The organism is Gemmatimonadaceae bacterium (assembly GCA_016720905.1).
Taxonomy (GTDB): Bacteria; Gemmatimonadota; Gemmatimonadetes; order Gemmatimonadales; family Gemmatimonadaceae; genus Gemmatimonas.
In genome coordinates, this window is sequence record JADKJT010000001.1 from 348,021 (window position 1) to 369,361 (window position 21,341).

Below are 21,341 nucleotides of genomic sequence, written 5' to 3' on the forward strand. Positions count from 1 at the left end.
TGGCGCGACGTCAGGTTGCGCGCAGGCTCGCGGCCGCCGCGGCGACCTCGGCATCGGCGTCGTGCCTGAGCGAATCGATGACCGGTTGCATCTGGGGGCCGCGCGCGCGTATCAGTGCCTCCAGGGCGGCAATGCGAATCCACGAGTCACGCGGCTCGGAGGCGGCCGCACCGGAGAGGTCCTGGGACGCGGGCAGGGCGATTCGCAGCAATCGCTGTACGGCGTCGGCGCTGCCCAACTTGCCGAGCGCGGCCAACATTTCCAGCGCGACATCTTCGTCGGATTCCCGCTCGAGGGCGGCCGAGAGGCGCGCGGCAGGTGGCCGGACCCCCGCGCCGCCGCTGGCGCCTGCCAAACCGAACGCCGCGGCCGCCAGTCGGCGCACCTCGGCGTTGGAATCGTCGATGACCCCCTGAAGCGCTTGCAGCGCCTTGACGGTGCGCAAACGCATCAGCGCGCGCGATGCAGCAATGCGAATACGCTCGTCGGCATGATGCAGCAGGGTTGCCAGGGTGTCGTCGGCGTGTTCGACACGCATTTCCCCGAGCAGCGCGGACGCATTGCGCACCACGAACCAGCGACTGTCATGCAGCGCGTCCAGCAGTTCACTGGCACCGATGTCCATCGCGACAATGGCGTCGAAAAAGGTGCGACGAGACAGCGAGTCGTCCGTCGTCATCAGGTGCCGCACGAGCGTGGCCACGCCGACATCCCCCGCCCGCGCGAAGAGTTGCAGGAGCAGCCCCCGGTCGGTGCTGTGCGGGAGTTGACCAGCAAGGAGATCCAGCACCGGGGCACGCTGCAATTGGCGCAGTGCACTTTCCACCGCCAGTCGTCCGCCCGACTCGCCCACCGCGTGCAGGTGCGTCAGGCACGCCCGGGCGATGCCCTCGATGGCCCCCGCGTCACCACGGCGCTGGGCGTCATCGAGGAGATCGCGCAAGGCGCCGACCGCACTCACGGCCGCATCATCCGTGCGCGCCGCCGCCAACCGCGCCTGCGCGCTGCCCGTGGCGGCGCTGGCGCCTGACGACATCCGTGTCGTCACCGCCGGCGTCACCAGCACACTCCACGTGCGCAGCAGTTCACCGGGGGTTTCATCAGCGAACACGGCAGCGAGCGCCGTGGTTGGCGTATCGCTGACCATCATGGCGTCACCGCGCGGGCTTCGAACGGGATCAGACGCCGACGGGGTCCCACGACGCTGGCGTCCCTGAGCCAGCAGCCGACCCAAGGTGAGCAGTTCGCCCGGAGCCGCGCCCTCGCGTACCGTGATGGCACCCACGTCGAGTGTCAGCAGTGCCCGCAGCAGGTCACCCAAGAGAGGGTCCTCGACGGCGGCCTGCCGATCGATGGGGACCCCCTCAAGAATCATGGTGCCCTCGATCACGCGACAGAGCATGGCACCTTCGCGTGAGCGTGCCGTGAGCTGGCGCAGCGCCTCACGAACCGCCGACACATCGGGACTCGACAAATCGATCGCGGTAAGACTCACGTCGACGGCTGCATTGTCCCGTTGCAGTGCGGCAAGTCTTCCCACAAGCAGTCCCAGCCCGCGTGCCACCGACCGCGACGCCCGTCCTTCCGACGCCACCCGCACGGCGCCCGAATCCGGCGTTCGGGCGGTGGGAGTCTTTCGGGCGTGCAGGCCGGGGTGGGTCATGGTGGGAAAGTACCGACTTGGCGACGGATGCACAGAGGGAGAGACGGGAGACGGGAGACGGGAGACGGGAGACGGGCTATCGTTCGCGCATGACGTTGCCAATGCCTGTACCGCGTGCTGAGGGGTTCACCGCCACCACCGACGTTCCGTTGTATTGGCGCGAAGACGGCCCTTCCGGTGCGCCACCTGTCGTGGTGTTGCATGGTGGCCCCGGTGCGCATCACGACTATCTCTATCCGCAGATGCTCGCACTGGCCGCCACCCATCGCGTAATCACATACGACCAGCGCGGGGGTGGTCGTTCGAGGACGGACGACCCGGTGCCCATCACCTGGCACACGCAGGTGGACGATCTGTCGATGGTACTGCGTGAGTTCGGACTGGAATCGCCGGCGATCGTGGGATACTCGTGGGGAGCACTGTTGGCCATGCTCTACGCCATCCAGGGCCTCACGCGTCACACCATGCCGCCCCTCGGACGGATGGCGCTTATCTCGCCGGCGCCCATCACCCGAGACTGGCGGGACCAGTTTGAAGCGGAATTGCTGGCGCGACAGCGGGGACCGGTCATTCACCAGCTGCGCGCCGAGCTGTCCGCCAGCGGTTTGCGCGAAACAAACATGGCCGCGTATCGCCAGCGCAGCTTCGAGTTGAGTGTGGCCGGGTACTTCGCCAATCCGCGCCTCGCCGAATCGCTGACCGCCTTCCGCGTCACGGGCAGGGTCCAGGCATCCATCTGGGAGAGTCTGGGAGATTTTGACCTGACCAGCGAACTCCGCGCCGTTTCGCGTGCCGTCCGGCGACCCGTACTCGTCGTTCATGGGCGCAACGACCCGATCCCGCTGGTTTCAGCGGAGGCTGTGGCCGCCGCGCTGGATGGGCAGCTGGTGGTACTGGACGATTGCGGTCACGTGCCGTATGTCGAGCAACCCCGGAAGCTGTTCGACGCGATGCTGCGTTTCCTGTCCTGATCGTCTCCTCGCTCTGAGCCGCGCACTCCATGCTGCCATTCGGGACTGTCACGCAAACGGTGCTGAGCACCATCGATGTCGACGAGCGCCAGGTGCGTGTCTCGTTGCACATCGCGCACGACGGGGTGGAGTTCGTGGGTCGACTGTGGTTCGCCGAATCGACCTGGACGAACTCCGGCATCCCCGACCGAGGCATTCTGCCCGGACGCACGGAAGGCGAGGTGCTGGCGTTGGCCCGTCGTCTCCGGCCCGACGAACTGCTGCAGCGCTACCGCCGGGCCAACGCGGAGAAACGTCGTTTCCACGGTTTGCGTCGACTGACCATGGAAATGCTCTCGAAGATTCGCTACCTGAATCAAGTCGCGGTCAGCATGCGCAGCGGGCTCTTGGATCGCGACGCAGCTGCCCAGGAAATGCAGCTGACCGAACAACAACTCACGGAACTGGTGAAACAGGCGCGCGTGCTGGCGGGCGTCGAGGGGTAGTACATCCTCGCCGCTGCTCCAGGGCGACGCGGCGGCGTCATGGAGTCCGCGTCATGCCGTTACCCGTACTCGGCGCTAGATTGCGTCCATGAATTGCCGGAGCGCGGCCCACGCCCTGACGCAAATCGCCACGCTGCTGGAGTTGCACGGCGAGGAGCGATCGAGTGTGCGCGCCGTGCAGGTGGCCGCGCGAGCCGCGCTGTCGGCTGGCGAACACGATCTGGCGCTCGCGATCGGTGACGGCCGCATCGACATGTCAGCGCTCGCGCCTTCAGCGATCGACGTGTTGAACGACCTGGCCGAGTCGAACGGCTCGGCGCTGCTGGAGAGGCTGCAGGAAGAAACCCCCGAGGGTCTGCTGGAAATGCTGCGCGTTCCCGGGTTGGGACCCGCGCGCATTCGACAGATTCACGAGGGGTTGCACATCGAGACCCTGCAGGATCTGGAGCAGTCGGCGCGCGACGGACGCCTGGCGGCACTGCCCCGTTTCGGCGACCGCACGGCAGACAAGGTCCTCAAGGGCATCGCCGACCTGCGCGGAACGGGTGCGTATGTCTTGTGGCAGCATGGGCGCGCGGAAGCCGAGCGCGCCCGCAGCGCCATCGCCGCGCATCCTGACGTCGTGCAGGTGGAGATTGCCGGCGCGATCCGTCGACGGATGGAACTGGTGCGGGATATCCAGCTCGTCGTGGCGGTTCGCGGATCGCCGTCTGGTGTGGCCGCCGCGCTCGCGCATATGCGTGGTGTGCGTGAAGTCCTTGGCGAGGGTGGGCGCGCGCTGACGTTGCGAATGGACGATGGCGTGTCACTCGACCTCGTCTGTGTGCGCCCGGACCACCTGGCGCTGGCGCTCTGGCGCACCACCGGGAGCACGGCGCATGTGCGGGAGTTGGTGGAGCGCGCCACCGCCGCTGGACTAGTGCTGGCAGGCGATGAGTTGCGCGGCGCGGACGGACGCGTGCTGCCGGTTACGCACGAGCGCGACCTGTATGCGCACCTGCAACTGGCCTACTGCGAGCCGGAATTGCGGGAGGGGGCCGGCGAGGTGACCGCCGCCGCACGCGATAGTCTGCCCGCGCTGGTCACCGAATCGGATCTCGTCGGCGCGCTGCACTGCCACTCGCAATACAGCGACGGCGGCGCCACAATCGCGGAGATGGCCTTTGCGGCGCGCGCCCATGGGCTGCACTACCTCGGCATCAGCGATCATTCGCAGTCAAACACCTATGCAGGCGGACTGTCGCGCGACGCCATTCTGGCACAGCACGCCGAAATCGATGCGCTCAACCTGGCGTACGATCGGGACGGCATGGCGTTTCGGGTGCTCAAGGGCATCGAGGCCGACATCCTGCCCTGCGGTCGTGTCGACTACGATGCCGAGTTTCTCGATCACTTCGACTTCGTGATCGGTTCGATCCACACCCGCTATGGCATGAATGAACAGCAGATGACCGATCGAGTCCTCAAGGCACTCGACGATCCTCACTTGACCATTCTGGGCCATCCAACCGGTCGCCTCCTGTTGGCTCGAGAGCCGTACGCGATCGATCTGCGGGCGGTCATCGAGAAGGCCGGGGCCGCGGGTGTAGCGGTGGAACTCAATGCCGATCCCCATCGACTTGACATCGACTGGCGGGCGTGCCGCATCGCCGCCGAGTGTGGCACGATGGTCTCGATTGGTCCGGATGCGCATGCACCGCAGGGATTCGAGAATCTGGCCATGGGTGTGGCCATCGCGCGAAAAGGGTGGCTGTCGGCCACGAACGTGCTGAACACGCGGAGCGCCGAACAGGTGCTGGCATTCGCGGCCGCACGGCGCGCGCTGCCGGTCTGAGCGCATGGCCAGAAGCCGCGGCGGCCCGCGACAGCCATTGTCGAGAAGCAAGCCTGGGAAGACCACCAGCCGCTCGACCACGAAGACGCCGACCGCGACATCCGTGGAGACCGTTGCGGTGTCGGCCCTGCGTCAGACAAGCCGTGCCCGTTCCGTTGGACGGAAGCCATCGCAGAAGGCACCCGCACTGGCGAAATCGCCTCGGACGAAGGCCGACAGGATGGCCATCGCCCACGTCGTTCTTGAGCGATTGCTGCGGGCGTATCCCGACGCGCATTGTGAGCTCGACCATCGCAACGCATTTGAATTGCTGTCCGCCACCATTTTGTCCGCGCAGTGCACCGATGTGCGAGTGAACCTGGTGACGCCAGCGCTCTTTGCGCGCTTTCCCGATGCTGCGGCCATGCGCTCGGCGCGGCTGGAGGACGTCGAAGACCTCGTGCGTTCCACCGGCTTTTTTCGCGCCAAGGCGAAGAGTCTGGTGGGGATGGCGGACGCCCTGGTCACGCGTTTCGGGGGCGAGGTGCCGCGCACCATCGCCGAGCTCGCGTCATTGCCAGGGGTCGGCCGGAAGACCGCCAATGTGATTTTGGGCAATGCGTTCGATATCAACGAGGGAATTGTCGTCGATACCCACGTGCAGCGTCTGGCTCGGCGATTAGGCCTGACGCGTGAGCCCGATCCCGTCGGGATCGAGCGGGAGCTGATGCCACTGTTCCCACAGGAGCGATGGGCAGTCCTCAGCCACTTGCTGATCTGGCACGGTCGGCGGGCGTGTCTGGCGCGGAAGCCGGCCTGCGGGATGTGCGTACTACGGGACGTCTGCCCAAGCGCGGAAGCCGTTTCGCCGCCCTCGGTTGAATCTCCCTCGGCGTAGTCAGTACATTTCGCCCCTTCCCCAACGAGGATTTTCCGTGGCAAAGCTGGCTACATTCGAAACCACCAAGGGCACGATCGTCGCGGAGTTGTTCGACGCCGAGGCCCCCAAGACCGTCGAGAATTTCGAGAAGCTCGCGAATTCGGGCTTCTATGACGGTGTGAAGTTCCACCGGGTGATTCCGGATTTCGTCGTGCAGGGTGGGGATCCGCTGTCGCGCGATCTTCCCGAGGGGGACCGACGGGTCGGCACCGGTGGTCCGGGTTGGCAGATTGCCTGTGAAACCAAGGGCAATCCGAAGAAGCATTCGGTGGGTGCGCTCTCGATGGCGCATGCCGGGAAGGACACGGGTGGCAGTCAGTTCTTCATGGTACTGAGCGAGTCGAACACGCGCCATTTGAACGGCGTGCATACGGTGTTCGGCCAGATCACGGAGGGCCTCGACGTCATGGCGACGATCGTGGCGAACGACGCGATGACGTCGGTTCGCGTCGCGGACGCGAAATAACCCTCACCACTTTCCTGCCATGTCACACGACCAATCCAACGGCGGGTCCGATAGGAGCGCCGCATTTGCGGGGCTGATCGGCGGCGCGCTGTTCATCGGCGCCATTCTGTACAGCATCGTCCTGTTGACGAACAATCACTTCAAGAACGAAGCGGGTGAGAAGAAGACGGGCGCCGTGGAGGCCCCGTCTGCGTCCGTAGTCGGCTGAGCACGGGAGGGAGACGACAGTCTCCCTCTTCTCGATATGGATTTTCCATATTCCAGCAATAGGTTACCTTGCGATGAAACAGAACACGGTTTAGAATCGTTTGAGAACTGACCGGTCAGTCAGTAACTGCTTTTAGGCACAATTCCATCTTCCGCGCTCACTTAGTGTCGATACCAGAACCGTCAGACGCTCGTCGGCGGCGCGATCCAGAGGCTCGGCCGCACCAGATTCTGGAGGCGGCGTTCTGCGAGTTTGGAGAGCATGGACTGGCCGGTGCCCGTCTCGATGACATCGCGCGCCGCGCCAACGTCGCCAAGGGCACTATCTACCTGTACTTCCCCAACAAGGAAGCGCTGTTTCGCGCCATGGTGCAGGCGACGACCATTGCCGCCCTTGAAACCGCCGAGGCGCGCCTCGCCTCGGTCGACAGCGAGAGCGCGACGGCCCAACTGCGATACGTGGCCTGCGGGTGGTGGGCGTTTCTGCGCACCGAACGCTTCCAGGTGGTGCAACGGCTGGTGATGGCCGAGTTGCCGCAGTTTCCGGACCTGATGCAGTTCTACGCCGATGAAGTAATGGCACGGGGCCGCCGGCTGATCGGCGCCATCATCGCCCGCGGGATCGCCTACGGCGAGTTCCGGCCACTTGATCCTGAGGTGGGGGCGCGCATGCTGTCCGCGCTCGCCATGACACACAGCCAGTGGTGCTCGCGTCGTCAGTTCTTCCCGGCGCTTATGCAGCGCACCGACGACGACGTCCGCGACGAGTTGATCGATTTCTACCTGCATGCGCTGCGCCCAGCCGCGGCGGTCGCCCCGTCCTCCCTGCCTTCTCCAACATGACATCCACCCGCACCCCAGCGTCGCGTGGCCCGTTGCCATCCGGGCTCACGCTCCTGATCGCACTCGCAGTGACTGGCGCGCCGCTCGGCGCACAAGGCACCGCACTCTCACTGGGCGACGCCGCTCGTCTGGCGGCCAAGCAGAGCGGGGGGGTCGAGGTGGCCCGCACACGTGTTGCGGCCGCGGAGGCGCGTGTGACCCAGCGTCGCGGCGCCCTGATGCCGGATCTTGCGGCTGGGATTCAACAGGCGTCGCGCACGACCAACTCCGCCACGTTCGGGTTTTCCTTTCGCGATCCCGCGGGTCGACCCCTGCTGAATCCGAATGGCGAAATCATTGGTCCGGTGCCCACGGTCGACGTGCGCTATCGCATCCAGCAGCCATTGCTGGACCTCGGCAATTTGGCGAAGTGGCGGGCGGCCCAGGCGGCCACTGACGCCGCGAGTGCCGACGTGAATGCGCAAGCGGAAGCCGCCGCGTCCGTAGCCGCCGCCATTTACGTCCGCGCTGCGCGGGCCGAGGCGCAGGTGGCGGCACGTGTTGCCGATTCGGCGCTGGCCGCCGATCTGCTGCGCATTGCCCGTGACCAACTGCAAGCGGGCGTAGGAATCGCCCTCGATGTCACGCGCGCCCAGTCGCAGCTCGCGTCCACGCGCGCGCAGATCATCATCGCGCGCAATGATCGTGATCGCGCCCTGCTGGAGCTCAAGCGGGCGATGGGGATGTCGCTCGATGCTGCGCTGACGCTGCGGGATTCGCTTGGCGCGCTGCCCGTGGAGGCCGTGGTGCCTGATGAAGCCGCCGCCCTCGACAAAGCGGGTCAATCGCGCGCCGACATTCGCGCACTGGTGGCGCAGGAAGCGGCGCAACAGCGGGCCATTTCGGCCATTCGGTGGGAGCGCACACCGCAGCTTGGCCTCATGGTGGATCACGGGGTCATCGGCAAGAACTGGGGACACCTGTTGTCGACCTACACGTGGGGCGTCCAGCTGTCGGTCGGGCTGTTCGACGGGTTCCGTCGCGAAGGCCGGGTGCAGGAGCAGCTCGCGGGAACGCGAGAGACCGATGCCCGACTGCGCGATCTGCGGGCCCAGAGCGCGCTCGATGTGCGGGCGGCGCTGCTGGACTTGTCAGCGGCGCGCGAGCAACTCGACGCGGTACGCGAGCGGCTGGCGCTGTCGGAGCAGGAAGTCGCGCAGGCGCAGGAGCGGTTTCGCGCCGGCGTGGCGGGCAACGCCGACGTCATCAGCGCCCTGCTGTCCTTGAATTCGGCGCGTACGCTGCGAAACGACGTTCTGGCGGCCTATCAGACGGCGAGAGTGAGCCTGGCGCGCGCCGTGGGCGGCGTCCGGGAACTCCCGTGAACCATGCCAACGCGGGGTGCCCGCCCGCCGTCGTTCGGAACACATCCTTCGCCATTCCGGCATTCACACGATCAGCCCCATGACCTCACCATCCCGTTCGGCGCGATTTCGCCTCCTGCTTCCTCTCGCGCTCCTTGCCGGCGCGGGGTACTGGGCCGTTCAACGCTGGTCGTTCGCCCGCACGCACGAAGCCACTGACAATGCGCAGATAGACGGCCACATCGTCCCGGTGGTCGCGAAAGTTGGCGGCTATGTCACGCAGGTCCGTGTTGGCGAGAATGCCCATGTGGCCGACTCCGGCGTGCTGGTGGAGCTTGACGCGCGCGAGTACGACGTGCGCCTGGCTCAGGCGGAGGCGGATCTGGCGGGCGCAATGGCGTCTTCGGGCGATCGGCGCAGCGAAGGCCAGGCCAGCGCCTTCCTCCGTACCGCATCGAGTCAACGCGAGGTTGGTGATGCACAAGTGATCGCCGCACGAGCCACCCTCACGAAGGCCACGGCCGACCTGACGCGCGCCAGAGAGTTGGTGGCGAAACAGATCATCAGTCTCGCGCAGCTGGATGCCGCGCAGGCCACGTACGACGCGGCCGTCGCGACGCTCACGGCGACCGAACGGTCGGTGAACGCCGCCACTTCGGGTGTCTCAAGCGCGCAGGCCGGCGTGCGGCTGGCGCAGGCGCGGTTGGCCGCCTCGCGTGCGGCCCGTGACAATGCCGCGCTGCAGCGTTCCTACACCCGCATCACCGCGCCAGTGAGCGGCATCGTGTCACGGAAGAGTGTGGAAGTGGGGCAATTGGTGCAGCCCGGGCAGACACTGATGTCGATCGTTTCCGACTCGGGCGTCTACGTCACCGCCAATTTCAAGGAAACGCAGCTGGCGCGCATTCGGGTTGGTCAGAAAGTGGAGCTCGAGATTGACGCGTACGGAGGCGAACACGCCGACGGCGAGATCGAGAGCATCGCGTCGGCCACCGGCGCCAAGTTCGCCCTGCTCCCACCGGACAATGCCACGGGCAACTTCACCAAGGTCGTGCAACGCGTGCCGGTGCGCATTCGCATCAGGCGGACGCTCGGCGCCGACCGACCGCTGCGGCCGGGCATGTCGGTCCAGGCCAACGTCATCGTCAAATAGGGACGCGCGTGGCCACCACGCTGCTGGACCTGCCCGCACTCGCGCCCGTGCAACCGGCCGCACGTGCGGTTGAAGATGATCCCTACAGGAACCGCTATCTCATCGCCATCGCGGTGACGCTGGCGGCCGTACTGGAGCTGGTCGACACCTCGATTGTCAACGTGGCCATCCCGCACATGATGGGCACACTGGGTGCGACCCTCGATGAGGTCGCGTGGGTGTCCACCTCGTACATCATTGCCAATGTGATTGTCATCCCGATGTCGAGCTGGCTGTCCGCGTATTTCGGACGCCGCCGTTATTTGACCGGATCGATCCTGCTGTTCGTGCTGGCGTCGTTCTTCTGCGGCGCCGCCACCACGCTCTGGGGGCTCGTGTTCTGGCGCGTCATCCAGGGGCTGGGGGGCGGGGCGCTGCTCTCGACGGCGCAAACCACCCTGTTCGAGTCGTTTCCACCACATGAACGTGGCATCGGTCAGTCGATCTTCGGAGTAGGGGTCATGGTCGGGCCGACACTGGGGCCGACGCTGGGCGGCTACATCGTGGACGCGTACGCGTGGCCGTGGATTTTCTACATCAACGTCCCGCTCGGACTCGGCGCGGCGTACCTCGTGTGGAGCTACGTCCGCAATGCCGCACATCAGGTGCGCGCCACGTCCATTGACGTCTGGGGCATCGTCTTGCTCGCCACATCGGTCGGGTCGTTGCAGTGGATGCTGGAACGCGGTGAGCGATTCGACTGGTTTGACTCGCGCTTTGTGGTGGGGTTGGCGCTCGTGAGCCTGACGTCGGCGATCCTGCTGGTGTGGCGTGAGCTCAGCGTGCATGAGCCCATCATCGACCTCCGCATTCTCAAGTCGCGGCAGCTCGCGCCGGGTGTCACGTTTGCGGCATTCCTGGGACTGGCACTGTACGGATCGGTCTTCGTGCTGCCGGTTTTCCTGCAGGCGCTGCACGGATACACGGCATGGCAGACGGGCCAAGTCATTCTCCCGGGCGCGCTGGCATCGGCCTTCACCATGGCGTTCGTCGGTCGGATCGCCGCGAAGGTGGACGCGCGTCCGATGATTGTGTTCGGTGCTTTCCTCTTTCTCTGGTCGATGTGGCTGATGTCGCAGCTCACGCTCGATTCGGGCCGGAACCAGCTGTTCTGGCCGCTGATCCTTCGCGGTGTGGGTCTCGGATTCCTGTTTGTGCCGCTGACCAGCGCAACAGTGGCGGGGTTGCCCATGAAGTCCATGGGTCAAGGCACCGGATTGTTCAACCTGATGCGTCAACTGGGCGGGTCGCTGGGTATTGCCATCATGGCGACCATGCTGTCGCGTCTCACCAAGGTGGAGAAAGCCGTGCTGACCGACCATGTTGGCGCCAGCGACCCGGCCACGCTCGATCGGTTGGCGACGCTGGCGCGCGGGATGATGGCACGTGGCATGGACGCCGCGGTCGCAAAACAGCAGGCGCTGATGATGATCGATCGTCAGATCGCCGCCCAGGCCAGCGTCTTGGCGTTTTCGCGGCTGTATCTGGTCAGCGGATTGCTGCTGGTGGCCGCCCTGCCGCTGCTGTTGATCTGGAAGACCGGCCGAGCGTCGGGAGCCAGCGGAGAGATTCCGCACTAGGCCGAGGCGACGCAGGGGGATGTGGTTGGGCGTCTTCCGTCTCCCTTCTCCCGTCTTCAGTCTCCCAAACACGTCTCCTCCGTGTTTCCTTTCGATCCATGCCCCAGCCAACCCGCGCCGCCGCCCTGGCGCTCGTCCATGAGTGGACGCAATCCGAGTCGCTTCGCAAGCACATGCTGTCTGTCGAGGCGGCCCTGCGCGCCTATGCGGCTCGCTTTGGTGAGGACGAGGAGCTCTGGGGCGTGACCGGGCTGATCCACGACTTCGATTACGAGCGGTTCCCTAACAATGCGCTCGCCGCCGACGTCGAACATCCGGCAGAGGGTGTTCGGCATCTGCGGACGTTGGGATGGCCGGAAACCATTTGTGACGCGGTCCTTGGGCATGCGGACTACACGGGCGTGCCCCGCACCAGTCTCTTGGCCAAGACCCTTTTCGCGTGCGACGAGCTGACCGGCCTGATCACGGCTTCGGCGCTGGTCAAACCGTCGCGGGCCGTGGCCGACGTCGACGTGCCAGGAGTTCGCAGGAAGATGAAGGACAAGGCGTTTGCACGAGGGGTCAATCGGGACGATGTCATCCAGGGGGCCGAAGCACTCGGGGTGCCGCTGGACGAGCACATCGGTGTGGTGCTGGCGGCCATGCAAGGGTCGGCGGCAACCCTCGGGCTTGCGGGGATTCCCGCCGCGCCGGCCGATGATTCAACGGCGTCCGGCCGCGACGCGTAATTCCCGTGAAGCCTCAACGCCCAGTGACCTCACTTGCCTTCCCCGTAGCCGGTTCGATTTTCCCGTCAGGAAAGCACGTGGCGGAAGGGGATCCGGGGGGAGAGGGTGACGACACCGAGCGTGGGGGGCGGAGTGCGGAGGTCGTGGTGCCGCTGCCAATCGAGGCAGACCGGCCGGAGGAAAGGGTGGCGCCGCTTGGCGCTGACGCGCTCGCAGAACGCGCGTTGGTGCTGGCGGCTCAGGGTGGAGACAGTGCGGCGTTTGCGGGGTTGGTGCATCGGCATCAACGGCGGGCTTATGCGGTGGCACGAGCCATCGTGCTGTCGCATGACGACGCTGAAGACGCCGTACAAGAAGGATTCCTGCACGCGTTTCGCGCGCTTGAACGATTTCGACCGGAGCAGGCGTTTGGCGCCTGGCTGCACCGGATTGTTGCAAACGCCGCGCTGGACATCGCGCGGCGCCGGAAAGTGCGGGACGCGGACGAGTTGCCGGAGACACTGTCGTCTCCGCATCGCGACCCCGCGGAAGCGGATGAGTTGCGCTCACGATTGGCGAGCGCGCTCAGCACGTTGGGTGAACGGCAGCGCGCCGTGATCGTGTTGCACGATGTGGAAGGCTACAAGCATGCGGAGATCGGAACGCTCCTCGGAATTCCCGAAGGCACCGCCCGATCAGACCTGCACCATGCCCGGGCGCACTTGCGGCGCCTGCTGGGCAACTTGCGGAGCACGGAATGAAGGACTTCAAGCGGATCGACAACGAACGAAGCGCGGGCGCAGATCCCGACGTGACGGCGCTGTTGCGTGCCGCCTATGCGGCACCACCGGATGAGGGGTATTGGACGAGTCTCGAGCAACGTGTGCTCGCGCGCCTGAACGACTCGCCGGTCGTCGCCTGGTGGTCGGTGCTGGCCGAGTGGCGCACGGCGGGTGCGGTGGCCGCGACCATCGCCTTGTTGCTGGCGGGAGCCACCGTCGTTCGCGAAGTGACGCTGGAACGCACGGCGAGTGAAACCGTCGCCCGCGCGGCGATCGAATCGGGGGTCCCGGTCGATGACGCCACGTTCTCGTTTGGTGGCCGCATTCGGCTCCCGGCGGATGCGCCGGAGCGGTATCTCGACCCGTTCGACTACTAGCCACCACCGACGTCCCCGTGTCTACGCCTCCCCGTCCCAAGTCGCTTGCCCTGATGTTTCTGCTCGGGGCGTTTCTCGCCGGTGGCGCCGTCGGCTTTGCCGCCGATCGCGCCGTCACGCACTCGCGTCCGGCCCGTCAGTACGACGAGCGGGCGATGCGTGACGAACTCGCCAAACAACTGAACCTTTCGGCCGACCAGCGCCGGGTCATCGACTCGGTATTCGACTGGCGTCGCGCCCGCTCCAGGGAAATCATGCAGCAATATCGACCGACGCTCGATTCGGTACGTGACAGTGGTCGCGTGCTGATGATGCAGGTACTCGACACCGCGCAGCAGGCGCAATTCAAGGCGCTCATCGAGCGCAACAGGCGCACCGCGGACAGCGTGATGCGCACACGCGAGGGCAACAAATGACACGCCGCCTACCAGTCACAGTCTCCGTGCTGTTCGCCGGGGCGGTCCTGCTGGCCGCCCCGCTTGGCGCTCAGGCGGATGACGGCGCACGCCCGGTCACGCTGCAGGAAGCCATTGATCTCGCCATGCGCAACGCGCCGGCGGCAGTACAAGCGCAGGGACTCGACCGCACGGCCGGCGCCGCCCGTCGACAGGCCATTGCCGCGTATGTGCCGACGCTCAACTTGACGGCGAGCAGCGGGCACACGCAGGGCACCACGATCAACAACTTCAACGGCCAGCTGACCGCTCTGAGCGGCAACCCGTGGAGCTACGGTAACGGCCTCGGCATGAATCTCGAACTCTTCGACGGTGGTCGTCGGTGGTCCGAGATCAGTCGAATTCGTTCCACGGCGGAAGTCGCTGATATCTCGGCGATCTCGGCGCGGTTCGATGCGTCCTTGCAGGTCAAGCAGCAGTACTATGCCGCGCTGGCGGCACGCGAGTCGGAAGCGGCCGCGCGAGCGCAGCTCGAGCAAGCCGAACAGCAACTTCGCGCCTCTTCGGCGCGAGTCGCGGCCGGTGTCGTGACGCGCTCGGATTCCCTGCGCTCGGCGATTCAGGTGGGCAACGCGCAGCTGGCGGTGCTCACGGCGCAGAACGATCTGCGCGTGGCCAACGCCACGCTCACCCGTGTGGCGGGTTCCACCACGACTATCACGGCGTCACCCGCTGATACGCTGGACGCGCAGGCCCCACTGCCTTCGGAGTCCGAACTCGCGGCGCTGTTGATGCAGGGACCGTCGGTGCGCCTCGCCGAAGCGAATGTGCTGGTGGCGCGGGCGGCCAAGCGCACGCAGCGCTCCTCGTATCTGCCCACGCTGACGATGGGCTACAACTACAACTTCAGTGACAACAGCCGCAGCTTTGCCGGTCGCAACCTGCTGCTGGTGGGCGGCAACAATGCCAGTCGCCAGACGTTGAACTTCAACATCTCGTATCAGGTCTTCAACGGCTTTACACGAGAATCGCAGAGTGTGCAGCTCGATGTTTCGCTGCGAAATGCCGAAGCACAGGCCCGCGATGCGCGCCTGGCCGCGCGCGCCAGCCTGACCTCGCTCCTGCGTGCCGTCCAGAACGCGCAGGCGCGGACGACCGTGCAGTTGGCGGCTATTGCCGCGGCGGAGGAAGACCTGCGCGTGCAGCAGCAACGCTATGCGCTCGGCGTTTCCACGTTGCTTGACCTGCTCACCTCGCAAACAACGCTCAATCAGGCGCGCCAATCGCTGATCCAGGCGCGATTCGATGGTCGTGTGGCTCGCGCGCAGCTGTCCTCGCTGGTCGGCCGGCCGCTATGAAACGCTCATTCCTAATGCACCGCGCATCCCTCGCGACGGATCGGTCCGTCGCCGCGGGTTCTCCCCGTCAAAGAGCCGTCGTCGTGACCCAACGTGCCCATCGCTCCACTGCCTCCACACTTCTGCTCGTCGGCGCTGTGCTCAGCAGTGGCCTGCTATCGGCCTGTGCCGCCAAGAAGGAAGCCGCCCCCGTCATCACCAACCTGGTCGTCGAGCGCCGCACCATTGTGGTGAATGCGCAGGCGACCGGTGCGGTGGAACCGATCAACGTCATCGAAGTGAAATCGAAGGCGTCGGGACAGATCACCAAGATCCCCGTCGAGACCGGAACACAAGTGCGGGCCGGCGACCTGCTGGTGCAGGTGGATACACGCGACGTGCAGAATCAATACGATCAGGCGAGCGCGGACTTGCGAAGCGCCAAGGCCAGTATCGAGATCGCCGAGGCGGCCAAGAAGCGCGCCGATGAGATGTTCAAGTCGCGCGTCATCACCACCCCGGAGTACGAGAGCGCCCAACTGGCCCTGACCCAGGCCCAGGGCCAGATCGTCCGCGCCACCACCAACCTGGACCTCGCGAAACAGCGTTTGGAGGACGCCACGGTGGTCGCGCCGGTGAGTGGCACGATCATCGACAAGCCCGTGTCGCTGGGTCAGGTGATTGCGTCGGCCACCGGCTCGGTGTCGGGCGGTACCACGCTGCTCAAGATGGCCGACCTCACCAAGGTCCGCGTGCGCGCGCTGGTGAACGAGACGGATATCGGCAACGTGCGCGCGGGCCAGACGGCACGGGTCACCGTCGACGCGTATCCCGAGCGTCCGTTCATGGGGGTGGTTGAAAAGATTGAACCGCAGGCCGTGGTGCAGCAGAGCGTGACGATGTTCCCGGTGATCGTATCGCTGGACAACAGCGAAGGCTTCCTGAAGCCCGGCATGAACGGCGAAGTCTCCATGAACGTCAACCGCCGCGAGAACGTCATTGCGGTGTCGAACGATGCCGTGCGCACCGTGCGCGAGGCGGCCACCTCCGCAGCCTTTGTCGGCTTGAACCCGGATTCGGTGCAGGCGCAGGTGCGCGAGATGCAGGCCGCGATGGGGAATGGTCGTGGCGGAGCGCCAGATGCCGGCGGCATGGGACAACCCGCTGGTGATTCGCCCGCCGCGAAGACGGTTGATGCGGCGGGGCAGAAGCCGACGGGCGCGCCCATGGGCGGTGGCCGCCCCTCCGGTAGTGGCGATTCGCAGGGTGGACAGCGCCCGCGCCGCAGCCGTGGCGACAGCAGTGGCGGAATGAGTGGCACCACCGGCGGAAGCGGCACGGGTGATTCGGGACGTGGACGTCGTCGCGGCGGCAGTGATAGCGCTGGTGCGATGGGCGGCGGCACGGGACGCGCAGGTGGCAGCCGGAACGCCATGGGCGGTGGTGCCCCGGCCGCGATGGGCGCTGGCATGCAAGGTGGGCGTCCAGGTGGCGTGACGCGCGTGCGCACCGCGCTGGTGTTTGTACAGATCGGCGAGGGCAAGTACGAGCCGAGGCTCGTGCGTCTTGGAGCGGCGGACTATGACTACTCCGAGGTGGTCTCGGGGTTGAAGGAAGGCGAGAAGGTCGCCTCGCTCTCGGTTGCGGCGCTCCAAGCCAAGCGTGATCAGGCGAACGACCGATTCCGCACGATGACGGGCGGCGGTGGTATCCCTGGTACCCAAACACAGGCGCCGCGTGGCGGCGGCGGTGCGCCAGGTGGTGGTGGTGGTGGCGGCGGACGTCCGCCCGGAGGCAACTGATGCTGTTCCTCGAGGTCTTTCGCATTGCGCTGGTGGCGCTTCGCGCCAACAAACTGCGTTCGCTGCTCACCATGCTCGGTATCGTCATTGGCGTTGGCGCCGTGATCGCCATGGATGGCATCGGCCGTGGCGCGCAAAGCCAGATCAAGGCGCGTATTACCTCGCTGGGGACCACCCTGCTGACGGTCCAGGCGGGTCAGGTTCGTGGCATGGGCGGCATCGCGTCGGGCTCCGATCGTGCCAAGATGACCATGGCCGATGCAGCGGCGCTTGAGGAGCAAGGCACCAAGATCACGGCCGTGCAGCCCGAGATGACGCGAGACCTGCAGATCCAGTTCAACTCCAAGAATGCCAGCACCCGCGTGGTGGGCACGTCGGCCAACTACCTCGAGGTTCGCAAGTACGAACTCGAGGGCGGACGCATGTTCACCACACAGGAAGATGCCGGCAAGCAGCGCCTGGTCGTGCTGGGTCCGGCGGTGTTGACCAATCTGGGCATCGAGAATATCGAGGCGATCATCGGCGAGAGCGTACGCGTGCGTGGCATTCAGTTCACCGTCATCGGCGTGCTCAAGTCCAAGGGACAGGCGTCGGCCTTCGGCAATCCGGACGACCAGATTCTGATACCCCTCAATACCGCGCGTTTCCGCGTATTGGGCACCGACCGCGTCGGATCCATTTCGGTGCTGGCGCAGTCGGAAGAGATGATTCCGGAAGCGATGGCAGACATTCAGAAGATCTTGCGGCGCCAGCATCATCTGGCCCGCGAGAAAGACGATGACTTCAATATCCGCAATCAGGCCGACTTCCTCACCACGGCGGCCGAAACCAGCAAGGTGTTCAGCTCGCTGCTGGCCGGCATCGCGTCGGTATCGTTGCTGGTCGGTGGCATCGGGATCATGAACATCATGCTGGTATCTGTCACCGAGCGTACGCGCGAGATCGGTGTACGGAAGGCACTTGGCGCGACCAAGCTGAACATCCTCTTCCAGTTCCTCATCGAGGCCGTGGTGCTGTGCCTGCTGGGCGGGGCGATCGGCGTATTGATGGGTGCTGGTGGTGGGATGGCCATGACCAAGTTCTTCAATTTCAAGACCGAGATCTCCTCGCAGTCGGTGGTGTTGGCCTTTGCCTTTTCCGCCGCGGTCGGTGTGATTTTTGGCGTCTGGCCCGCGCGCCGGGCGGCGAGTCTCGACCCGATTACCGCGCTGCGATACGAGTAGGCTGCGTGTGCGCGCGCCAATGGCGCTCGCACAGTGACGAACTGAACCGCCCGGCCGATCACCTCGTCGGCCGGGCGGTTCAGTATTTGAAAGATCGCCGCCGGCGTATTCTGCAATCTCGGCATTGGTGGCAAATTCACGCATGCCTGCCTCCGTCCGCCGTTTCATGCCGATTGCCTGCGCCATCGCCGCCATCGGCCTGGCGTGCCTGCCGCGGCTCACGCAGGCTCAAACCTCGCAAACCGGCGGCGTGCAGGCCCGCGTGTCGGTGCGCGACGGAACCCCGCTGGGCGACGTAACCGTGCGGCTGCAACAACCGGACGGATCGTATGCACGATCGGTCCGCAGTGACAGCCGAGGCGACGCGCGGTTTGCCTTTATCCAGCCGGGCGTGTACACCCTGGAGGCGCGACTGATCGGCTATCGGCCGCTGTCCGTCAGCGCCGTCGTCGTGCGCGCCACCGAGACCACGCGCCTCGCGTTGACGCTTGACGCCGCGCCGACCGAACTCGCACCAATCTCGATAAGCGCGTCGAAAGTCACCATCAATCGCACCACGACGGAATTCACCTCGTCGCTGGGCGCGCGCGAACGCGAGTTGCTGCCCACGGCACGCAATACGAACGATCTCATTGCATTCACACCAGGCTCGCGGCCAGGGCAGATTTTCGGTGGATCCACCAATCAGGCCAACTTGTACCAGTTGGACGGCGTGACGGTCAACGCACCGGGAACCGGTGGCAGTTTCCTGCTCCCGAATGTGGACTGGCTTGAGGATTTCAAGGTCATTGCGCTCGGCGCGGGCGCGGAGTACGGCAACTTTCAGGGTGGTCTGATCAACATGGTCACCAAGAGCGGCAACAACACGCTGCAGGGCGCGATGCGTGCGTTCGCGGAATCGCGGGCCTTCAACGCCAGCAACGTGAACGCGTTTGAGAACGGTTCGGAGCAGGCAGGTCGTCAGGAGCTCAATGCGGAGGTCCGCGGCCCCCTCATCCGCAACCGCTTGTATTTCTTTCTCTCGGGTCAGGAAGCATTGGCCAGCCAGCGACTGGTCGATTTCCGGTCAACCACCCGTGGCCGTATCGCGTGGTTGCCAACAACCATTGATCGCCATGAGCAGAAGTACTACGGCAAGATGACCTGGCAGGCGACCCCGCGCGACATCATCAATGCCTCGCTTGGACTCGACAACCTGTCGCGGGAACGTGTCGGGCTCAACGGATACGACGATGTCGACGCCACCGCGCGCGGACGCTCACCAGCCACTTTCTATCAGGCGAACTGGCAGCGCACGCTGGGCGAAAAGAGCTTTCTGGAAGTGAAGTTCTCGGGCTACACGGGCGCGGATGATCAATTGCCGTACCATGGCAGCGGGCAGCCATCGATCCGGCTGTTGGATGTGAGCGGCACGCCGCAATTCGTGAATGGCATCTGGACGCGCACGAACCGTCCGGACACCAAGAGTCTCGCCGTCAACTTCGACCGTTACCTCAACACGGGCTGAGTGCAACATCAGTTGCGACTGGGCGGTGACTTCGGGGTGGGAGATTGGCGTGAACAGCGTACGCGAAACGGCGGGCTGTCGTGGTATACCCAGCCACGCGCCGGCGTGACGTTCAACCCGTTGGACGCACAGACCTGGGGACCGATTCCCAGCGTCGGCGGCGGGATCTACGCGACGGCCGATACCGGTGGCAGCATCGATCTGGATGCACGATCCACCAACTCGGCGATCTACCTGCAGGACTACATTCGCGTCTCCGATCGCATCACGATCAACGCTGGCGTGCGAGCCGGCTCCTGGACCGGCTCGATCACGCCGGGACACGGCGGCGGCTCGCGTGGGACCGCGACGTTCACCGCCATTCAGGCGACCGGGCTTGATCCGCGCGTCGGCGCCACCTTTGATGTCACCGGCCACGGGACCCTGGTCGCCAAGGCGCATTGGGGTCGTTACCACCAGAATCTCTTTGCGTTGTTCTTCGACCGGGCCCCCGGCGCCAACGCGTTCACGCAGGTGGGATTCTGTGACTGGAAGACCACCAATGCCACACGCCCCGAACCGACGCGCGCCTACAGTGCAAGCGAGCTCGCGACATCGGCCGCCTGTCGACCGGGGAATTCCATTTTCAACGAAGCCAAGGGTTTCGAGAACTATCGGCAGCCGTATATGGACCAGGTCACCGTGGGTCTCGAGAAATCGATCACGTCCAAATTGAAGGCGGAAGCGCTGTACATCACCCGCGCGAACAAATCGATCCTGGCATTGGTGGATCGCAATGCCGCACGGAACTGGCGGCCGCTGCGCGATGTGTATGTGTACGATGGGTTCGGGAAAGTGCTGGATGCGAACGGACAGCCGCTCAAACTCCCGGTGCTTTATGTGCGTGCCGATGACCTGCGACGCCGGCTGGTCTTCGGCACGCAGTTCAGCAATCAGATTCCGGGCTACACGCAGGCGGACACGCTGACCATGCCGTCGACGTACGTGCAGGACTTGGTGATCACACCGGTTGACGAGGCCAGCCGCACGTTTCAGCAGATTCAGCTCGGACTGACCGGTGAATTCGCCACGTGGTCCTTCACCACCACGGTGGCGCGAACGCACCTGGACGGCAATGTGTTCAGTGTCAACGGTTACTTCAATCCGGACGGGCAGGATAACGGGCCGTTCGTGGAGCCCAACCGGGCGCTCAACTACTACGGCGCGCTGGACAACTATTCGCCGTGGGATCTCAAGGCCCGCGTCACGGGGCGGCTCCCGTTGCATCTCGAGGGGGGTGCGTTCTTCACGATGCGCACCGGTGATCGCTGGACGCCGAACTACACCCTGGCCAGGGAACCCAACTATCGAATGCTTTCTCCACAAGGTGAAGAACTGACGCTGAACCGCGACCTGTTCACCGGAGTCAGTGGCCAACAGCTGTTCACCGAGTCGCGCGGATCGCGACAACTTCCGACTCAGGTGTCGCTCGATCTCCGTGTCCAGCGTTCGGTTCCGGTGCGCGGCAACGAGTTGGTGCTGGGTTTCGAGCTATTCAACGTGTTCAACGGGCAGTCGGCATCGGAAGTGAAGACGTCGGTGAATAACCAGACGGCCGGTGACCCCACATCACTGGCCGGCGCGGTGCGGCTGCGGCAGCAGCCGTTGACGCTCCGATTGAGCACGCAGTGGCGGTTCTAACCGTGCGTTCCGTGCGCTTGACCGATGG

The 21,341-nt window shown here is 65.3% G+C and carries 20 protein-coding genes; 19 read left to right on the forward strand and 1 reads right to left on the reverse strand.

Features of this window, described 5'->3' with window-relative positions; translation table 11 throughout:
• Positions 1-10: 10 nt before the first annotated feature.
• Complete coding sequence (locus IPP90_01455) at positions 11-1,663, reverse strand: HEAT repeat domain-containing protein (GenBank protein ID MBL0169379.1); 1,653 nt, start codon at positions 1,661-1,663, stop codon at positions 11-13.
• A 101-nt stretch (positions 1,664-1,764) separates the two neighbouring features.
• Here IPP90_01455 and IPP90_01460 point away from each other — a divergent pair, with 101 nt between their 5' ends.
• The 19 genes from IPP90_01460 to IPP90_01550 all read left to right on the forward strand — a co-directional run bounded on the left by IPP90_01460 (position 1,765) and on the right by IPP90_01550 (position 21,313).
• Positions 1,765-2,634: an alpha/beta hydrolase gene (locus IPP90_01460; protein ID MBL0169380.1), complete on the forward strand. Its 870-nt coding sequence runs from the start codon at positions 1,765-1,767 to the stop codon at positions 2,632-2,634.
• 29 nt (positions 2,635-2,663) lie between these two features.
• Complete coding sequence (locus tag IPP90_01465; GenBank protein MBL0169381.1) at positions 2,664-3,119, forward strand: hypothetical protein; 456 nt, start codon at positions 2,664-2,666, stop codon at positions 3,117-3,119.
• A gap of 88 nt (positions 3,120-3,207) precedes the next feature.
• Positions 3,208-4,953: a hypothetical protein gene (locus IPP90_01470; GenBank protein ID MBL0169382.1), complete on the forward strand. Its 1,746-nt coding sequence runs from the start codon at positions 3,208-3,210 to the stop codon at positions 4,951-4,953.
• 4 nt (positions 4,954-4,957) lie between these two features.
• On the forward strand, positions 4,958-5,830 hold the full coding sequence (nth, locus tag IPP90_01475; GenBank protein ID MBL0169383.1) for an endonuclease III: 873 nt from the start codon (positions 4,958-4,960) through the stop codon (positions 5,828-5,830).
• 37 nt (positions 5,831-5,867) lie between these two features.
• On the forward strand, positions 5,868-6,338 hold the full coding sequence (locus IPP90_01480) for a peptidylprolyl isomerase (GenBank protein ID MBL0169384.1): 471 nt from the start codon (positions 5,868-5,870) through the stop codon (positions 6,336-6,338).
• A gap of 19 nt (positions 6,339-6,357) precedes the next feature.
• Positions 6,358-6,546 (forward strand): hypothetical protein, encoded by a 189-nt coding sequence (locus tag IPP90_01485; protein ID MBL0169385.1) that lies wholly within the window; start codon positions 6,358-6,360, stop codon positions 6,544-6,546.
• Positions 6,547-6,710: 164 nt separating this feature from the next.
• Positions 6,711-7,388, forward strand: coding sequence for a TetR/AcrR family transcriptional regulator (locus IPP90_01490; GenBank protein ID MBL0169386.1), 678 nt, complete (start codon positions 6,711-6,713; stop codon positions 7,386-7,388).
• Complete coding sequence (locus tag IPP90_01495; GenBank protein MBL0169387.1) at positions 7,385-8,752, forward strand: TolC family protein; 1,368 nt, start codon at positions 7,385-7,387, stop codon at positions 8,750-8,752. The genes IPP90_01490 and IPP90_01495 overlap by 4 nt, the downstream gene beginning before the upstream one ends.
• A 79-nt stretch (positions 8,753-8,831) precedes the next feature.
• Positions 8,832-9,884 carry an HlyD family secretion protein gene (locus tag IPP90_01500; protein MBL0169388.1) on the forward strand — a complete coding sequence of 351 codons (1,053 nt, stop codon included), beginning with the start codon at positions 8,832-8,834 and terminating at the stop codon, positions 9,882-9,884.
• Positions 9,885-9,892: 8 nt separating this feature from the next.
• Positions 9,893-11,503 carry a DHA2 family efflux MFS transporter permease subunit gene (locus IPP90_01505; GenBank protein MBL0169389.1) on the forward strand — a complete coding sequence of 537 codons (1,611 nt, stop codon included), beginning with the start codon at positions 9,893-9,895 and terminating at the stop codon, positions 11,501-11,503.
• A 98-nt stretch (positions 11,504-11,601) separates the two neighbouring features.
• Positions 11,602-12,231 carry an HD domain-containing protein gene (locus IPP90_01510; protein MBL0169390.1) on the forward strand — a complete coding sequence of 210 codons (630 nt, stop codon included), beginning with the start codon at positions 11,602-11,604 and terminating at the stop codon, positions 12,229-12,231.
• Positions 12,232-12,254: 23 nt separating this feature from the next.
• Positions 12,255-12,971, forward strand: coding sequence for a sigma-70 family RNA polymerase sigma factor (locus IPP90_01515; protein ID MBL0169391.1), 717 nt, complete (start codon positions 12,255-12,257; stop codon positions 12,969-12,971).
• Complete coding sequence (locus IPP90_01520; GenBank protein ID MBL0169392.1) at positions 12,968-13,369, forward strand: hypothetical protein; 402 nt, start codon at positions 12,968-12,970, stop codon at positions 13,367-13,369. The genes IPP90_01515 and IPP90_01520 overlap by 4 nt, the downstream gene beginning before the upstream one ends.
• Before the next feature lie 17 nt (positions 13,370-13,386).
• Positions 13,387-13,785, forward strand: coding sequence for a hypothetical protein (locus tag IPP90_01525; protein ID MBL0169393.1), 399 nt, complete (start codon positions 13,387-13,389; stop codon positions 13,783-13,785).
• A complete protein-coding gene (locus tag IPP90_01530; GenBank protein ID MBL0169394.1) occupies positions 13,782-15,122 on the forward strand; it encodes a TolC family protein in 1,341 nt (446 codons plus the stop codon). The genes IPP90_01525 and IPP90_01530 overlap by 4 nt, the downstream gene beginning before the upstream one ends.
• A gap of 83 nt (positions 15,123-15,205) precedes the next feature.
• The gene (locus tag IPP90_01535; protein ID MBL0169395.1) at positions 15,206-16,903 is read left to right on the forward strand and encodes an efflux RND transporter periplasmic adaptor subunit; all 1,698 of its coding nucleotides are present in this window, start codon (positions 15,206-15,208) and stop codon (positions 16,901-16,903) included.
• Positions 16,903-18,126 carry an ABC transporter permease gene (locus IPP90_01540; protein MBL0169396.1) on the forward strand — a complete coding sequence of 408 codons (1,224 nt, stop codon included), beginning with the start codon at positions 16,903-16,905 and terminating at the stop codon, positions 18,124-18,126. The genes IPP90_01535 and IPP90_01540 overlap by 1 nt, the downstream gene beginning before the upstream one ends.
• A gap of 142 nt (positions 18,127-18,268) precedes the next feature.
• A complete protein-coding gene (locus IPP90_01545) occupies positions 18,269-19,633 on the forward strand; it encodes a carboxypeptidase regulatory-like domain-containing protein (GenBank protein ID MBL0169397.1) in 1,365 nt (454 codons plus the stop codon).
• Positions 19,634-21,313: a TonB-dependent receptor gene (locus IPP90_01550; GenBank protein ID MBL0169398.1), complete on the forward strand. Its 1,680-nt coding sequence runs from the start codon at positions 19,634-19,636 to the stop codon at positions 21,311-21,313.
• The last annotated feature ends 28 nt before the right edge of the window (positions 21,314-21,341 follow it).

What these genes read in the sequence shown, in the direction of transcription:
- IPP90_01455 (MBL0169379.1), bottom strand. Translation starts at nt 1,663, where the DNA reads ATGACCCACCCCGGCCTGCACGCCCGAAAGACTCCCACCGCCCGAACG.
- IPP90_01460 (MBL0169380.1), top strand. Translation starts at nt 1,765, where the DNA reads ATGCCTGTACCGCGTGCTGAGGGGTTCACCGCCACCACCGACGTTCCG.
- IPP90_01465 (MBL0169381.1), top strand. Translation starts at nt 2,664, where the DNA reads ATGCTGCCATTCGGGACTGTCACGCAAACGGTGCTGAGCACCATCGAT.
- IPP90_01470 (MBL0169382.1), top strand. Translation starts at nt 3,208, where the DNA reads ATGAATTGCCGGAGCGCGGCCCACGCCCTGACGCAAATCGCCACGCTG.
- nth (MBL0169383.1), top strand. Translation starts at nt 4,958, where the DNA reads ATGGCCAGAAGCCGCGGCGGCCCGCGACAGCCATTGTCGAGAAGCAAG.
- IPP90_01485 (MBL0169385.1), top strand. Translation starts at nt 6,358, where the DNA reads ATGTCACACGACCAATCCAACGGCGGGTCCGATAGGAGCGCCGCATTT.
- IPP90_01495 (MBL0169387.1), top strand. Translation starts at nt 7,385, where the DNA reads ATGACATCCACCCGCACCCCAGCGTCGCGTGGCCCGTTGCCATCCGGG.
- IPP90_01500 (MBL0169388.1), top strand. Translation starts at nt 8,832, where the DNA reads ATGACCTCACCATCCCGTTCGGCGCGATTTCGCCTCCTGCTTCCTCTC.
- IPP90_01510 (MBL0169390.1), top strand. Translation starts at nt 11,602, where the DNA reads ATGCCCCAGCCAACCCGCGCCGCCGCCCTGGCGCTCGTCCATGAGTGG.
- IPP90_01520 (MBL0169392.1), top strand. Translation starts at nt 12,968, where the DNA reads ATGAAGGACTTCAAGCGGATCGACAACGAACGAAGCGCGGGCGCAGAT.
- IPP90_01530 (MBL0169394.1), top strand. Translation starts at nt 13,782, where the DNA reads ATGACACGCCGCCTACCAGTCACAGTCTCCGTGCTGTTCGCCGGGGCG.
- IPP90_01540 (MBL0169396.1), top strand. Translation starts at nt 16,903, where the DNA reads ATGCTGTTCCTCGAGGTCTTTCGCATTGCGCTGGTGGCGCTTCGCGCC.
- IPP90_01545 (MBL0169397.1), top strand. Translation starts at nt 18,269, where the DNA reads ATGCCTGCCTCCGTCCGCCGTTTCATGCCGATTGCCTGCGCCATCGCC.